This window comes from Flavobacterium sp. TSSA_36 (assembly GCF_051547165.1).
Lineage (GTDB): Bacteria > Bacteroidota > Bacteroidia > Flavobacteriales > Flavobacteriaceae > Flavobacterium.
The window spans coordinates 1-15796 of record NZ_JBPTTP010000004.1; the positions used below are offsets into that span (position 1 = coordinate 1).

The 15796-nt window shown below is 37.2% G+C and carries 13 protein-coding genes; 1 reads left to right on the top strand and 12 read right to left on the bottom strand.

The genetic code is table 11. The features are described from left to right. Positions 1 to 773: 773 nt before the first annotated feature. The 8 genes from ACSVH7_RS09150 to ACSVH7_RS09185 all read right to left on the bottom strand — a co-directional run bounded on the left by ACSVH7_RS09150 (position 774) and on the right by ACSVH7_RS09185 (position 10041). Positions 774 to 1235: a UpxY family transcription antiterminator gene (locus ACSVH7_RS09150; protein ID WP_438066411.1), complete on the bottom strand. Its 462-nt coding sequence runs from the start codon at positions 1233 to 1235 to the stop codon at positions 774 to 776. A gap of 327 nt (positions 1236 to 1562) precedes the next feature. After that, on the bottom strand, positions 1563 to 2951 hold the full coding sequence (locus ACSVH7_RS09155) for a UDP-glucose 6-dehydrogenase (protein ID WP_438066412.1): 1389 nt from the start codon (positions 2949 to 2951) through the stop codon (positions 1563 to 1565). A gap of 280 nt (positions 2952 to 3231) precedes the next feature. Beyond that, entirely contained in the window at positions 3232 to 4203 is a 972-nt protein-coding gene (locus ACSVH7_RS09160; RefSeq protein ID WP_438066413.1) for an SDR family oxidoreductase, read from the bottom strand. Next, entirely contained in the window at positions 4203 to 6671 is a 2469-nt protein-coding gene (locus tag ACSVH7_RS09165) for a polysaccharide biosynthesis tyrosine autokinase (RefSeq protein ID WP_438066414.1), read from the bottom strand. Before ACSVH7_RS09165 ends, ACSVH7_RS09160 begins: the two co-directional genes overlap by 1 nt. Before the next feature lie 15 nt (positions 6672 to 6686). After that, a complete protein-coding gene (locus ACSVH7_RS09170; RefSeq protein ID WP_438066415.1) occupies positions 6687 to 7484 on the bottom strand; it encodes a polysaccharide biosynthesis/export family protein in 798 nt (265 codons plus the stop codon). A gap of 231 nt (positions 7485 to 7715) precedes the next feature. Further along, positions 7716 to 8345 (bottom strand): recombination mediator RecR, encoded by a 630-nt coding sequence (gene recR / locus ACSVH7_RS09175; RefSeq protein WP_438066416.1) that lies wholly within the window; start codon positions 8343 to 8345, stop codon positions 7716 to 7718. Between the two features lie 140 nt (positions 8346 to 8485). Beyond that, positions 8486 to 9643, bottom strand: coding sequence for a DegT/DnrJ/EryC1/StrS family aminotransferase (locus ACSVH7_RS09180; protein ID WP_438066417.1), 1158 nt, complete (start codon positions 9641 to 9643; stop codon positions 8486 to 8488). Between the two features lie 32 nt (positions 9644 to 9675). Next, the gene (locus tag ACSVH7_RS09185) at positions 9676 to 10041 is read right to left on the bottom strand and encodes a CoA-binding protein (RefSeq protein ID WP_438066664.1); all 366 of its coding nucleotides are present in this window, start codon (positions 10039 to 10041) and stop codon (positions 9676 to 9678) included. 292 nt (positions 10042 to 10333) lie between these two features. On the opposite strand from ACSVH7_RS09185, the gene ACSVH7_RS09190 reads away from it, so the two are divergent. Beyond that, positions 10334 to 10960: a MarC family protein gene (locus ACSVH7_RS09190; protein WP_438066418.1), complete on the top strand. Its 627-nt coding sequence runs from the start codon at positions 10334 to 10336 to the stop codon at positions 10958 to 10960. Positions 10961 to 11011: 51 nt separating this feature from the next. Here ACSVH7_RS09190 and ctlX read toward each other — a convergent pair whose 3' ends face one another. The 4 genes from ctlX to eno form a co-directional block, all read right to left on the bottom strand. Beyond that, complete coding sequence (gene ctlX / locus ACSVH7_RS09195) at positions 11012 to 11947, bottom strand: citrulline utilization hydrolase CtlX (RefSeq protein WP_438066419.1); 936 nt, start codon at positions 11945 to 11947, stop codon at positions 11012 to 11014. Between the two features lie 56 nt (positions 11948 to 12003). After that, the gene (locus tag ACSVH7_RS09200; RefSeq protein WP_438066420.1) at positions 12004 to 12918 is read right to left on the bottom strand and encodes a dimethylarginine dimethylaminohydrolase family protein; all 915 of its coding nucleotides are present in this window, start codon (positions 12916 to 12918) and stop codon (positions 12004 to 12006) included. 65 nt (positions 12919 to 12983) lie between these two features. Continuing rightward, positions 12984 to 14267, bottom strand: coding sequence for a citrate synthase (locus ACSVH7_RS09205; RefSeq protein ID WP_438066421.1), 1284 nt, complete (start codon positions 14265 to 14267; stop codon positions 12984 to 12986). Positions 14268 to 14424: 157 nt separating this feature from the next. Next, entirely contained in the window at positions 14425 to 15717 is a 1293-nt protein-coding gene (gene eno / locus ACSVH7_RS09210; protein ID WP_438066422.1) for a phosphopyruvate hydratase, read from the bottom strand. Positions 15718 to 15796 lie beyond the last annotated feature (79 nt).

Below are 15796 nucleotides of genomic sequence, written 5' to 3' on the forward strand. Positions count from 1 at the left end.
CTGCGAATCCACGGCCATCCCTACCCACCATCCTTTCAAAAAAAATTCGAGCACTCGTATCCCCCCACAACCAATCCTTCTTTTTAATTGCCTCCAACTTTAGTTGGAGGAGAACAATTTGAAAATCTTAAAGGCTTTAGCCAAAATCAGCTACTTTTATTTCCCCAAGGACAACACGATCACTACCCACCACCACAATTCAAAAATTCGCGAATCTGCGGTCACCCCTCCCCACCATCCTTTCAAAATAATTCGTGCATTCATGACTTTACCCGCACAAGACCTTGCGCCCTTGCGTCTTCACGTTTCCCTTTTTTGGAATTTGGAATTTAAAAAATTGGAATTTCCTTTTCGTGGCCATCTCCCCCACAATCTTTTCCAAAAAAATTCGAGCCTTCGTGGCCACCCACAACAAAAATCCGCGCCCATCCGCTTCATCCGTATCCATCCGCGGCCCATCCCACCATCCTTTCCAAAATAATTCGAGCATTCATGGCCATAAAAAAATCCGCGCCCATCCGCTTCATCCATATCCATCCGCGTCCCCTCCCACAATCTTTTCCAAAAAAATTCGAGCATTCGTGGCCATCCCCTCAAAAACTTCGCGAACCTTGCGTAACCCTTTGCGCCCCTTGCGGTTAATCACTTTCCAAAAACAATTCGAGCCTTCGTGGCCACCCTCCACAAAAAAACCCTTCCTGAGTTCAAAACTCAAAAAGGGTCCTATTCCTATAAAACAAAAACACTACTCCCAATAAAAAACCGACTCCCCATCACCCAATAACCCGCAGCACACAACCCATCGCTTCTAAGACCACCACATAGCCATGCGACTTCACCTCTTGCACCACCGCCACTTGATCTTTAAAAACCCCGTGCTCCAAAACCACCCGATCTCCGGGTTGCCAACTAGTCACTTCCAATTCAAAACCATTCGGATCCGACAACCAATGCTGAATACACTCAATTTCATGATCCTTAACAATCGCCGGTTTCCCTAGCCAGAACAAATAGCGCACCACCCCCGTCACTGCAAAAACAGCATTTCTTGATTTCTCTTCCAATTGCACAAAAACATAGGAATGAAATAATGGCACTTCCACTTTCTTCTTCCGATCACTCCATTGTCGTTCCTTAATCACTAGGGGGCAATAGGCTGTTATCCCAATAGCATTCAGTTTATCCGCAATCTTCTTCTCCCATTTTGGTTTGGTATATAGTACGTACCAATTCATAGTATGCTCCTTTTCCTGTTTCACTTCTTTCTTGGTTGTATTCGTTGTAGGCACATTGCAGCGCTTACTTATTTATTTTACGTACGGCATTAAGTATAGTTGTAGCGCGCTACTAAATTTGAAATGTGTTGCTACAAATCATCTAGTCGTCGCGTTTCTACTATTGTTTCCCAGCACCATCATGCTGAACACGACCTCGCATATCTTGATTGCTCCAAACCCCAAAACTTTAAGCCAAAGTTCTTAAACCCTTAAACCTTTAAACTCTTAAACCTTTAAACTCTTAAACCCTTAAACGATTAACCCCTTAAACGATTAAACTCTTTTCTACCCAATTCCTAAATACACAAACCCAATCGACTCCATTTTGGCCGCATCTAAAATATTACGACCATCGAAAACGAAGGCGGGTTTTTGCATGCTATCGTATATTTTTTGCCAATCATAGGTTGCAAATTCGTCCCATTCGGTAAGAATCGCGATGGCGTGGGCTTGTTGGCAAGCTTCGTAGGCAGTGGTAGCCGTCGATAAATGTTGCGCGTTGTGTTCCGAAGATCTTGAGGCCAAGTAATCCAAATCGGCCACAATTTTTTGGAAAGGCACTTTAGGATCATAGACCGAAAGTTGGGCTTCTTCGTTAATTAAATCATCCGCCACATAAATCGCAGCCGATTCACGAGTATCGTTGGTGTCTTTTTTGAACGCCCAACCTAAAAAGGCTATTTTTTTTCCGGCCACCGTATTGTAGAGGGTTTGCACTATTTTAGTAGAAAACCTTCTTTTTTGATGGTCGTTCATGATAATTACTTGTTCCCAATAATCGGCGACTTCGTGCAAACCATACGACTTGGCGATGTAGACCAAGTTCAAAATATCTTTTTGAAAACAAGACCCACCGAACCCTACAGATGCTTTTAAAAACTTAGGGCCGATACGGCTATCCATACCAATAGCTTTGGCTACTTCGTTGACATCAGCACCAGTCACTTCACACAATTCCGACATCGCGTTGATAGAAGAAATGCGTTGTGCTAAAAAAGCATTGGCGGTTAGTTTGGACAATTCAGACGACCAGACATTGGTGGTCAAAATCTTTTCGGGTGCGACCCAATGAGCATAGACATCAACCAAGGCTTGTATGGCCTTTTGTCCTTCGGGAGAAGGATCGCCACCTATTAAAATGCGGTCCGGAAACAACAAATCGTTTACAGCGGTCCCCTCGGCCAAAAACTCTGGATTAGATAATATTTGAAATTGCACACCATTCCCGGTATGGTCTAAGATACTCTTAATCGCTTCAGCGGTACGGACCGGCAAAGTCGATTTTTCCACTACAATTTTGTTAGTTTTCGCAATTTTCGCAATCTGGCGCGCACACAATTCGATGTATTTCAAATCGGCAGCCATTCCTTTTCCCTTACCATAGGTTTTGGTAGGCGTGTTGACCGAAATGAAAATCAGTTGCGCTTCGTCTATCGCTTTTTCCACATCGGTAGAAAAAAACAAATTCCGACCCCTTGCTTCTTGAACCACTTCTGCCAATCCTGGCTCATAAATAGGAATCTCGTTGACATCAGCTGCATTCCATGCCGCAATTCTTTCTTGATTCAAATCCACCACAGTCACTTGAATCTGTGGACATTTTTGCGCAATAACTGCCATCGTGGGGCCTCCTACATAACCTGCACCTATGCAACATATTTTTGTAATCGTCATCTTCTTTTTTTTGAAATATAAATTTTGCTTACTTATTATCCTCTATCTATTCAAATTACTTCTAACCTCTAATTCCTAAATTCTCTAACTTCTAATTCCTAAATTCTAATTCCTAAATTCTAATTCCTAACTTCCAATTCATAACTTCTAATTCCTAATTCCTAATTCCTAACTTCTAATTCCTAAATTCTAATTCCTAACTTCTAATTTCTAACTTCTAATTTCTAACTTCTAATTTCTAACTTCTAATTTCTAACTTCTAATTCCTAACTTCTAACTTCTACTTTAAATGCTCCCAATACCACTGCACCGCTTCTTTCAAGCCTTCTTGCAAAGAGAACTTCGGGTCATACCCCAATAATCGTTTAGCTTTATCGATACTGGCTAGCGAATGCGGAATATCTCCCGCTCGATTAGGACCATATTCAATGGGAATGGATTGGATTCTTTCATCAAATTCTCCTAAATATGTTTTCAAATACCCCACCAAATCATTCAAGGTATTCCGATCTCCAAACGCTGTATTAAACACCGTATTAATGGCTTCCGGATGAGTCGTTGTTAGCGCCAATGCATTCATCTGAATCACATTATCGATGTAAGTAAAATCCCTAGAATAATTTCCATCCCCATTAATCTTCGGACTTTCGAGTGCCATTAATTGCTTCACAAACTTCGGAATCACTGCCGCATACGCCCCTTGCGGATCTTGTTTGCGTCCAAAGACATTAAAGTATCGCAGTCCTATCGTCTCCATTCCATAAGTTCTTCCGAAAATTTCAGCATAGAGTTCATTAACATATTTGGTAATCGCGTAAGGAGACAAAGGCTTCCCGATTACTTCCTCTATTTTGGGCAGTCCTTCAGAATCCCCGTAAGTAGAGGAACTCGCCGCATACACAAAACGTTTGACCTTGGCGTCTCTAGCTGCTACCAACATATTCAAGAATCCGGAAACATTCACTTCATTAGTCGTACTCGGATCCCCAATAGAGCGCGGCACGGAACCCAAAGCCGCTTGGTGCAAAACATAATCCACTCCCGTCACGGCCTTGGCACAAACCTCCTTATCTCGAATATCTCCTTCTATCAATTTAAAATTAGGATGCGCCTCCACCTCCAAAAGATTCTTCCGATGTCCTGTAGCAAAATTATCCAACACCACCACCTGATAGCCTTTCTCTAAAAAATAAACCGTCAAATTAGACCCGATAAAACCCGCGCCTCCTGTAATTAATAGTGTTGCTCCCATTATACTTTTCTTTCTTTTTTCAACCAATCAAGTAGCTTCGTGATAGTACTTTTAACTACTTCTTTTTCATGATAGCCACTAGCATAGGTAGTATTACCGTAACCATACCCATAGCCGTAGCCATAACTTGTTCCGTAACGTGCTTTGTTTTCGAAACCATTCATTATAATACTCGTGTTCTTCAGTTCGCCACGTTTCACTCGATTGTTCAATAGGGTAATCATGTCTTTCTTAGAAAAGTTTTGCCGAACAATATAAAGTGTTACATCACAATATTGATCCAATTCTAACGCGTCTGACACTAAGCCAACGGGAGGCGTATCTAAAATAATATAATCATAGCGTTCTTTAAGATCGTTCATCAAATCTGCTACTCTTTCACTTATAATCAACTCCCCAGGATTTGGTGGAATCGGTCCCGAAGTAATAACATCTAAGTATGGAATTTCAGTCGTATTAATGATCTCATCAATCCCATTTTGATTGATTAAATAGTTAACCACACCTTTTTCATTTTTCAAATCAAATTCACCATACAACTTAGGTTTACGAAGATCTAAACCAACAATTACTGTCTTTTTTTCACTTAAAGCAAACACGGTTGCAATATTAATGGAACAAAATGTTTTCCCTTCTCCACTAACAGAGGAAGTAATCATCAACGTTTTTGCCCCGTCAACATTTTGTTTTTTATACAAAAATTGCAAAGAAGAACGGATCGCTCTAAAGGACTCTGATAATGCAGATTTTGGTTTATTGAAAACGGCCAAGTCGGAAGAATCATTATTTACTCCTATGACTCCAATTAAAGGAATCTTGGTAAGATTACTTATTTCATCGGTATTTTGAATAGAATTATTGATAAAAAACAGCACCAAAACTATGAGAAGAGGAATCAATAATCCTAAAAAGAAAGCCAACACATAATTCACAGAAGTTTTGGGTCCAATTAACCCACCGCCAACGTCTTTTGCAGGATCAATAAACCGAACATCGGATAAATTAGCCGCTTTTACAATATCAGCCTCAGTTCTTTTCTGTAAAAAAGTATTGTAGATATTATCACTTAAATCATATTTACGCTTAATCTTAATCAATTCTTGTTGGTCCTCTGGCAATTGTTTGATAGCACTTTCAGAGACCCCAATTTTACTGCTAATTGTAGCTAAGTCATATTGTAAAGATTGTTTAGCAGTCACTATATTTTCTAATAAAACATTTTTAACCGCTTCCATTTGATTATCAAAATCTTTGAATATTTTTTCGCTTTTTACAGCATAAGCCATCTCGGATCGCTGCGTTGATAGGGCTATTAATTTCGATACATTGACCACAATATTAGGATCTTCAATACCAGCAACGGATGGTGCAGGAAGTTTTGAGTAATCTAAACTATTTCTCAAATACGCTTTTAGGGAATTGTAATAAGCCATTTTGCGCTCAATTTCATCCTTTTGAACATCATACTCTAAGATTTTGTCCGAAAATTTTGCCCCGCCATCTTCAATATTGATTATGTTTTTATCCTTACGAAACGTTTTCAATTCGTTACCCGTTTCTTTCAATTGCGATTCCATGGTGACCAAAGTACTGTCTATGAAAGCGATTGTATTTGTTGCAAATTGATTTTTACCATCAAGTTGCCTTTTAATCAACATTTTTACGGTGGCATTCAAATAATCAACCAAACGCGCTTTGTTCGTTCCTTGCAAACTCAGCGTCAGTATAGACCCTCCTTTATCATCTGCTTTTACGGCAATTCCACGATAATTAGAAACGGTACTATCAAAATCATTAAAACGAATAAAATACTCATTCCCTTTATAAAATCCGGGATTTTCATTAATCTGAAGACTTACGTTCAAAAATGGAAGTTGTACTTTCTCTCCTATTTTATACCTCTTTTTAAATTCGCCTATTTCCACTGATGTAGTCGATGTCGTACCATTAGCATACTGAAACAAGGGCACTGTATTCGTTTCAAAAGGAATTTTAATTTCGTAAACCGATTCTGAAACAAAAACAATACTGATTAAAGTATTGGCTAATTGCCCTTTGGATTTATCTAATGCTACCTTAAAAGGTATCGCTCCATAGGCATCGACTAAATTGTATTCACCCTGTACTAAATAATCAATATAATACTGCATTTTATCTACCACCAATTCGTTGTGAGAACGGGATTGCAATGTGGTAGTTACCGTTTGTACTTTATCAGAAACACCTCCCCAATTAAAAGTCAAACTCGTATTAGAAGTAAACAACGGATTATTTTCTTCTTTTACAGAAATCAAAGTTTCTAATCCGTAAATTTTTTCTTTCCTAATATTTACTTGGTAGGCTATAAAAAAAGAAATCGCTAAACTTATTAAAAACCATTTCCAATATCCTGCAATTTTTATGAGGAGCGCTTTAAAATCAAAAGTAGATTGATTATCAAAAATAGAGAAGTCTTTTAGATCAAGCATTTTCTTGAAATGGATTTAATTTTTTAATAATAAATAAGTAGTCGTCACTAAAGACAACAAAGTGATGATAGTTCCTAAAGACTCTATCCCCGTTTTACCCGTACCCCACGACTTTTGGCGTAGCGGTTTAACATAGATATAATCATTGGGTTGTAAATAATAATACGGCGAGTTCACCACATTTCTATCCGTTAAATCTAAATTATGCATTTCAACTCCTGTAGGAGATTTTCGCATAATCGTTACTTCTTTCCGATTACCTACCATGGTTATATCTCCAGAGTTGGCAATAGCTTCGAGTATGTTTACTCTTTCCTGAAACAATGTTTTGGTTCCGGTACTTCCTACTTCGCCATTGATAGTATATCGAAAACCTGATAATTTCACAGTCACAAAAAGGTTCGCTTCTTTGTTAAAATATTCTTCAAGTAATTGTTTTTCTATTTTCAATCGTACTTCATCTAATGTAAAACCCAGCACAGTGATTTCTCCTAAAATTGGCATACGAATAGTACCATGATCGTCTACAATAAACCCATTAAAGTACAACCCACTTTCAGAATTTTGATTCAAATCTTGATTATTGCTTGCACTTGTATTAAAAATAGCCACTAACTTTGGATCGATAGCTTTAAGATTGATACTCAAAACATCATTAGTTTGCAATCGATAGGGCTTAGATTCAAGGGCAACGATAGCTTTTTCTGGAGAGACTTCTTCTTTTTGTTGCAAATAGGTTAAATCTTTTATAGGTATACAAGAAACGAAGAGCATACAACTCATAAAGATCAAAAAGTAATTCGATTTATTCATGCTTTTAATTTTATGGTTTTACGCTCAAATGAGTGGGCTTAAAAAGTAACAACTTAATTTTTCTTTGCAACATTAAGTGATTAAGATGCATTAAGCCATCGAAAGCTTACTTTTCTTATGCTTATAATGGTAAGATTTTTTATTCCTATTTTCTTAACCACTCCTTTCTGGGTAGCACCAATTTTGTTACAAAGATAGTTTTTCATTGACAATTAACCAGAATCAGCACCGTTAATTAGATCCCGTAGTTTTGAAGGAAGATTCAAAAGGAACCCGCTGCAAAATACTACGCCCAAGCGTGACTTCATCAGCATATTCTAACTCATCTCCTACAGCTATCCCTCTGGCTATGGTGGAAAAAAGAATTCCTGTTGTGGCAATTTGTTTGTAAATATAAAAATTGGTCGTATCTCCTTCCATAGTAGAGCTTAGGGCAAAAATCAATTCTTTTACCTGTCCCATCTTTACTTTCTCTACTAGGGAATGAATGTTCAACTGACTCGGCCCTACACCGTCAATAGGTGAAATTTTACCTCCTAAAACATGATAAATTCCTTTAAACTGCCCCGTATTTTCGATGGCCATCACATCTCGAATATCTTCGACTACACAAATAAGTTGATGATTTCTAGCCGTATTAGCACAGATATGACAGATCTCCGTATCCGAGATATTATGACAAGTCGTACAAAACTGTATATCATTTCGCATGCTTGTCAACGCTTCCGACAAAAATTGGGTTTGATCTTTGGGTTGTTTCAATAAATGCAACACCAATCGCAATGCTGTTCGTTTTCCAATGCCAGGCAATTGTGACATCTCACTAACCGCTCTCTCTAATAATTTTGAAGAAAATTCCATGGTTACAAAATTACATTTAATAATCAAAAAAGCCTAGTTTTATTGATTTGCGGAAACACTGGAATGGATTGTACCACAAATTCAAAAAAAAACTCAAAATCAAGAGCAACTAAAGCCATTCAGAATATTGCCAAGCCCCACTATGAAGCAATACAGTCATAGTCCTTTAGCAATTGAGAGATGCAAGATTGAATACTGTTTTTAGCTTCCTGATTTAAGCTAGAACTCGAAGGCAAACACAAACCGTTTTCGAATAAAGTTGCTGCCACTTGGCCACCATAATAAGGATAGTTGCAAAACAACGGCTGTTGATGCATCGGTTTCCATAAAAGACGCGTTTCAATGCCTTGTTTTTCCATAAATGACCTAAATAATTCAGGGGTCAATCCGTTGGTTTTCTCCTTATCGATTTGAATTACAGTTAACCAATAATTCGAAAAAAAATCCGCATTAGGTTCTTTAAAAACAGAAATACCATCTACAGCAGCAAAAGCCTTTTCATAAAACAAACAATGACTTCGCCTCGCTGCTAGGCGTTCTTCCATCACTTCCAATTGACCACGACCTATAGCTGCCGAAATGGCACTCATAGCATAATTGTAACCCAACTCGCTATGCAAATAATACGGTGCAGCATCTTTAGCTTGTGTAGCCAAATAAAAAGCCCGATCTCGAAGCTCCTTAGAAGCCACTACGAGTGCACCGCCACTAGATGTTGTGATGATTTTGTTTCCATTAAAGGAAAAAACCCCTATATCGCCTAAGGTACCACAAGGCTGTTTTTTGTATTGACTCCCAAAAGCTTCAGCACTATCTTCCAGAATAGGAATCTCATACTTTGTAGCTATCGCTCTTATTGCATCAGCTTGAAAAGGCATTCCATACGAATCCACCACGAGTATTGCTTTGGGTTTCTTCCCCAAGCTGCAGCGGGATTGTATGGCTAATTCTAGTGCTTTAGGACACATGTTCCAAGTAGCCCTTTCACTATCTACAAAAACAGGAATAGCACCGATGTAACGTATCGGATTGACGGTAGCAGAAAAAGTAAACGTTTGACACAAAACTTCATCACCTGATTGCACCCCCAACAACAAAAGCCCTAAATGAAGGGCCGAGGTCCCCGAATTTGTAGCACAAACCCATTTTTTAGTAGTTAAAAAACGTTGTATATCATCTTCAAAATCCGACACACCAACGCCAGAGCTGATCCAGTTTTTTCGAATCGCCTCTTCTATATAGCGCAATTCCTTACCACTTGAATGCGGCTCTGAAAGATAAATGCGATTTTGAGTCATAAACACAAGCTCTATGAAAAAGAATAAGTAGGCTAATATTGATTTGTAGCTAGTAACACTAAAGTACATGCTACTTCAGCTTTAATCCCGTTCAATTCTAACAACTGATATAATTCAGGATTTTCAGTGCCTGGATTAAAAACAACTCTTTTAGGTTTTGCCTCCACAATATAATTGTAATAATCTCTTTGTCGTAAAGGGTTCAAATACAAAGTGACGGTATCCACATTTTTCAGTGGGATAGTTTTAGTCTGTATTTTTACTCCCGCCACTTCTCCTTTATTTTGACCAATTGCTAAGACGGTGTGTCCTTTATCTACCAACATCTGAATGGCTTTATAAGCATATTTTTCAGGCTTTGAAGAAGCCCCCAATACTACTGTTTTTTTGTTTTTCATCATTTAAATAAAATATGTTGCAAAAGTAGTCAAAAATAAAGGACAACATCGCTATTTTATTGCTTATAACCCTTTAATCAGAGTAATTACGTAGAAAAAAATACCTGTAAATAACACAAAACATAAGTGTAATTCATAAAAATTCAAATCTCTTATTGTACCTTCTGCTACTCTAGAAGAAGAAGTATTATTAAAAAAAACAGTGATTTTCTCATAATTCTTAAACATTAAAATAACATAGAGATGAGATGTATCGCCTCAAAAATTGTAGTTTTGTAGTAAAATCACCTTTATGGAATTATTCGTATACCTTTTTGCCGCATTATTTTCAGTACTCAACCCTATTGGAACCGTTCCAATTTTTGTAGGTTTAACACAAAATGACTCTCAAACGGAGCGCAATAGATTGTCTCTTTGGACCGCCATCAATGTTTTTATTATTTTGGTCGTCTCCTTCCTAATCGGTCAATATGTACTTTCTTTTTTCGGAATAAGTATTGATTCCTTGAGAATTGCCGGCGGCATCATTATCGTAAGTTCTGGATTTTCATTATTGTCTGGAAAATTCAATAAGAAAAGAGGAATTAACAAAAAAATTGAAAACGAAGTCCACAAAAGAAACGATATCGCTTTAACCCCTTTAGCCATTCCAATGTTAGCGGGTCCTGGCTCGATGTCATTGCTAATTGCTTTTTACAATCAGCACCATACCACTCACGAAATCCTAATTTCTATTGCAGCATTGTTAGCTATATCAGCAACGATCTATGTTATTTTGAGAAGTGCGCATTACCTGGCCAACGCCTTAGGAGCCTCTGGAATAGTCGCCATTTCTAGAATTGTAGGGTTTATAGTGATCGCTATTGGTATTGAATACATCATCAGCGCCCTTATCAATATTTTCAAGGCCAATTTCTAGGCAAAAGAAGCCAGTCAAAACTTACTTGACTGGCTTCTTTTTAATATAACATTACGCTCTTGGTAAGAAAATTTCGGCCATCATACAACGGGCGCTTCCTCCACCACAGGCCTCGATGGTATCCAAACTCGAACTAAGTATAGTTACATGTTCTTCTAATTGAGCGATTTGTTTTTTAGTCAAACTTTGATGTGCCGCCGTGCTCATTACCAAATACCTTCTATCATCAGCTCCTTTTACCTCTAGCATATTACCTGCAAAATTATTCACTTGATCTTCTGTAATCAACAGTAGCTCTTTATCGTCATTTCTTAAACTATCCATTACCATTTTACGCTCTTTTTTGTCATCGATAGCATCCGCGCAAAGGACCGCAAACGTCTCTCCCAAACACATCATCACATTAGTATGATAAATAAGTTTTCTCTCGCCTGCTACTGTTTGAAAAGCTTCAAAAATAACGGGAGCATAATCAAAATCTTCACAAAATTCTATAAACAATTCTTCATCAGCTCTAGAGGAAAGCGCACAATAAGCTTTCCCATTCGCTCTGTCCAGCAACAAACTGCCTGTTCCCTCTAAGAAAATACCATCCTTTTCTGCTTCTGTATAATCCATAATTTCATGGATCATAAAGCCATTGTCTTCTAGCACGTCTAGTAACTCTTCGCGACGTTCCAAACGCCTGTTTTCAGCAAACATTGGATACAAAACGACATCCCCATTTTCATGAAACGAAATCCAATTGTTTGGAAAAATACTATCCGGTGTGTCTGGAGTGAGCGTATCTTCAACCACAATCACATGTACCCCAACCGATCGTAATTTCTCAACAAACAAATCAAATTCGGCTTGCGCTTTAGCATTTACAGTGGCAGGTAATAACCCGTCTATTACTTTTTGGTAATAATTATTAACCGCTGTTTGCTCATTCATTCGAAAGGCAACAGGGCGTATCATCAAAATGGAATTAGTTGTTTGTTTCATTATATTTTTTATTTATGTGAAAATTAATCAAAGTTACGCAATCCTTTCCAAAAGTATTACGCTCTGATAAGCGGTAAGGTGGAACATCGCAACAAACCTTCTTGTTTAGCGATTTCAGAGTAAGCAATTTCTTCTACGGTAAAACCTTGTTCTCGTAGCCACTGGTTCAATCTAGTAAAATTTCTTTCAGAGACCACTACTGAAGGGGCGATTGAAAATACATTTGAATTCATATGATACATCTCCTCACGGGTAATATGAAACAAATTTTCTTCTCCAAAAAGCCCTACTAAGAATAAATAATCCGATTCTTCACGAAAACCATTCTTGTAGATAATTCCTTTGTGTTCTCCAACAGGTTGAAAACAACAATCTAAATGCAAAGCGTTGTCTCTGGCTTCAACTTTAGATTTTACTAAATCAAACTCTTTGACAATTTTATTAGGAAAAAGCGCTTTTAAATAAGCGACCCCATGATTATTTGTCCTTGCAGTAATATAATCTTTATAGTCGCTTCCTTTGTAAGTTCCTACAAAAATATAATCCTTCCACAGCATGACATCTCCCCCTTCGATATGAACTTCTTCTGGCGGACGTACAACTTTTGCGGGGTTCATCTGATCAACAATATATTGTATCGCTTCTAATTCTCTTTCTCTATCCGGTAAAATATTCGATTTAATAAAAACATCTTCTATTACAAATCCAATATCACGCGAAAAAATCTGATTATAATCTGAAATGAGTTGTGGTCGGAGTACTGTAACATCATATTTTTTAAAAACAGCATCAAAACCTTCCATTTCATTAATCATATCCTTTTCTAAAGGATAGGTCCCCGCTAAAATATGTTCCAATGATTTGGGATCATACGCCTCTGCAACAGTAGGGGTAGGTCCATTGCTATTGGCTAAACCTAAAACGACCATTCGCAACCTGCTAGTCTCATTTTGTACTTTTAATTCTAACATAAATCCTTTGGTTTAGAGCAAAAAAAGCTCCACAAGTTAGTGAAGCTTTAATTTTAATTATATTTCTATCGTTCCTCTACGGTTTTAAAATCACGCAATGGATACCCAATATATATTTGTCTAGGTCTTCCAATTGGTTCTTTTTTCTCTCTCATTTCTTTCCATTGCGCAATCCATCCTGGCAAACGTCCAATTGCAAACATTACTGTAAACATATCTGTTGGAATACCTAATGCTCTATAGATAATTCCTGAATAAAAGTCTACATTAGGATATAAATTTCTGGATTTAAAGTACTCGTCTTCTAAAGCAGACACCTCTAATTTTTTGGCAATTTCAAGAATTGGATCAACTACACCTAGAGTAGCTAAAACTTCATCTGCAGCTTTTTTAATGATTTTTGCTCTAGGATCAAAATTCTTATAGACCCTATGTCCAAATCCCATTAATCGGAAAGGGTCATTTCTGTCTTTTGCTTTTTCAATGTATTTATCTGCATCTCCACCATCTTTGTGAATCTCTTCTAACATTTCTAAAACAGCTTGATTTGCCCCTCCGTGTAAAGGTCCCCAAAGAGCAGAAACTCCAGCCGAAATGGAAGCAAATAAACCAGCATGAGATGAACCTACCATTCTAACGGTCGAAGTAGAACAATTTTGCTCGTGATCTGCATGTAAAATAAATAATTTGTCTAATGCATCTACAACTATAGGATTTGCTTTATAAGGCCCTGTTGGAATTTCAAACATTAAACGCATAAAATTCTCTACATAACCAATAGTATTATCATAGTAATTTAATGGATATCCCATACTTTTTCTGTAAGTCCAAGTTGCAATTACCAAGAATTGCCCCATAGTTTTACATACAGCATCATACATTTCTTTTTGATTGTCTGCATTAACAGATTTAGGACTAAAAGCAGTTAAAGCACTTGTCAAAGCAGACAAAACTCCCATTGGATGTGCCTTTTTAGGAAAACCATCAATAATCGTTTTCATTTCTTCATTGACCAAAGTATGATGATGAATATCACTTTCAAACTGTGCTAACTGTTCCTTGGTAGGTAATTCCCCGAAAACGATTAAGTAAGAAACTTCTAAAAAATGTGCTTTTTGAGCTAAATCCTCAATTGCATACCCTCTGTAACGCAAAATACCCAACTCCCCATCTAAGAAGGTAATCTCGCTTTTACAAGAACCAGAATTTTTGTATCCTGGATCAAGGGTAATTATACCGGATAAATCTCGTAATTTACTGATATCAATCGCAGCTTCATTCTCACTTCCAACAACAATAGGAAGTTCAAATTTATTGCCATCGAATTCTAATGTAGCTATTTTTGACATGATTTTTTAATGGATAGTTTTGATTAATTTTATTTCTGCCAAAACTAGTGAATTTAGAACTAAATAAAAAAAAAAACACCCTTACATGCTAAAACTTTAATAAAAAAAGTCGTCTGAATTAACAGACGACTTTCTATAGTAAAAGAAACGATTTGTATTACTTCAAATTAAAAGCATTTTTGCCAGGAAAATAAGCAGTTGCCTCTAATTCTTCTTCTATTCTTAATAATTGATTATACTTTGCCATACGATCTGAACGTGAAGCGGAACCGGTTTTAATTTGACCACAGTTCAAAGCTACAGCTAAATCTGCAATTGTATAATCTTCAGTCTCACCTGATCGATGTGACATTACAGAAGTATATCCAGCATTTTTCGCCATATTAACAGCCGCAATAGTTTCAGTTAATGTTCCAATTTGGTTCACTTTTACTAAGATAGAATTAGCAATTCCTTTCTCAATACCTGTTGACAAACGCTCTACGTTTGTTACAAATAAATCATCACCCACTAACTGAACTTTATCTCCAATTTTCTCTGTCAATAATTTCCAACCATCCCAATCATTTTCTTGCATACCATCTTCAATGGAAATAATTGGATACTTAGAAGCCAATTCTGCTAAATATTCAACTTGTTCTGCAGAAGTTCTTACTTTACCAGTTGGTCCTTCAAATTTAGAATAGTCATATTTTCCATTTACATAAAATTCAGAAGCCGCGCAGTCTAATGCAATCATTACTTCATCACCAAAAGTATAACCAGCAGCTTCCACAGCTTTTTTAATTGTATCAAGAGCATCTTCAGTACCACCCGGCAAATTTGGAGCAAAACCTCCCTCATCACCAACAGCTGTAGACAAACCTCTATCGTGTAATACTTTTTTCAAATTATGAAAAATTTCAGTCCCCATTTGCAAAGCATGAGTAAAAGAAGTTGCTTTAACAGGCATGATCATAAATTCTTGAAATGCAATTGGCGCGTCTGAATGTGACCCACCATTGATGATATTCATCATCGGCAAAGGCAATGTGTTAGCAGAAACACCACCTACATAACGATACAATGGCATTCCCAATTCATTGGCAGCAGCTTTGGCAGCAGCCAATGAAACACCTAAAATAGCATTTGCACCAAGTTTAGATTTATTTGGAGTACCATCCAAATCGATCATCATTTGGTCAAGTTTATTTTGCTCAAAAACAGAAGTTCCAACAAGTTCTTCGGCAATAAGGGTATTTACATTGTTAACTGCAGTTAAAACACCTTTACCCATGAATGACTTACCTCCATCTCTTAATTCGACTGCTTCGTGCTCACCAGTAGACGCTCCCGAAGGAACAGCTGCTCTACCAATAATTCCATTTTCAGTAATTACGTCCACTTCAACTGTTGGATTTCCTCTTGAATCAAAGATTTGTCTTGCGAAAATTTTAACTATAATACTCATTATCCTTAAATTTTATGTTATTAATTTGTATTTTCTCAAAATTACTGAAATAAAATGATACTATTAAATAAAGAAACCA

Coding starts and splice junctions, on each gene's coding strand:
- ACSVH7_RS09170 (WP_438066415.1), bottom strand. CDS start 7,484: ATGAATAAATCGAATTACTTTTTGATCTTTATGAGTTGTATGCTCTTC.
- recR (WP_438066416.1), bottom strand. CDS start 8,345: ATGGAATTTTCTTCAAAATTATTAGAGAGAGCGGTTAGTGAGATGTCA.
- ACSVH7_RS09185 (WP_438066664.1), bottom strand. CDS start 10,041: ATGAAAAACAAAAAAACAGTAGTATTGGGGGCTTCTTCAAAGCCTGAA.
- eno (WP_438066422.1), bottom strand. CDS start 15,717: ATGAGTATTATAGTTAAAATTTTCGCAAGACAAATCTTTGATTCAAGA.
- ACSVH7_RS09180 (WP_438066417.1), bottom strand. CDS start 9,643: ATGACTCAAAATCGCATTTATCTTTCAGAGCCGCATTCAAGTGGTAAG.
- ACSVH7_RS09155 (WP_438066412.1), bottom strand. CDS start 2,951: ATGACGATTACAAAAATATGTTGCATAGGTGCAGGTTATGTAGGAGGC.
- ACSVH7_RS09200 (WP_438066420.1), bottom strand. CDS start 12,918: ATGTTAGAATTAAAAGTACAAAATGAGACTAGCAGGTTGCGAATGGTC.
- ACSVH7_RS09150 (WP_438066411.1), bottom strand. CDS start 1,235: ATGAATTGGTACGTACTATATACCAAACCAAAATGGGAGAAGAAGATT.
- ACSVH7_RS09205 (WP_438066421.1), bottom strand. CDS start 14,267: ATGTCAAAAATAGCTACATTAGAATTCGATGGCAATAAATTTGAACTT.
- ACSVH7_RS09190 (WP_438066418.1), top strand. CDS start 10,334: ATGGAATTATTCGTATACCTTTTTGCCGCATTATTTTCAGTACTCAAC.
- ctlX (WP_438066419.1), bottom strand. CDS start 11,947: ATGAAACAAACAACTAATTCCATTTTGATGATACGCCCTGTTGCCTTT.
- ACSVH7_RS09160 (WP_438066413.1), bottom strand. CDS start 4,203: ATGGGAGCAACACTATTAATTACAGGAGGCGCGGGTTTTATCGGGTCT.
- ACSVH7_RS09165 (WP_438066414.1), bottom strand. CDS start 6,671: ATGCTTGATCTAAAAGACTTCTCTATTTTTGATAATCAATCTACTTTT.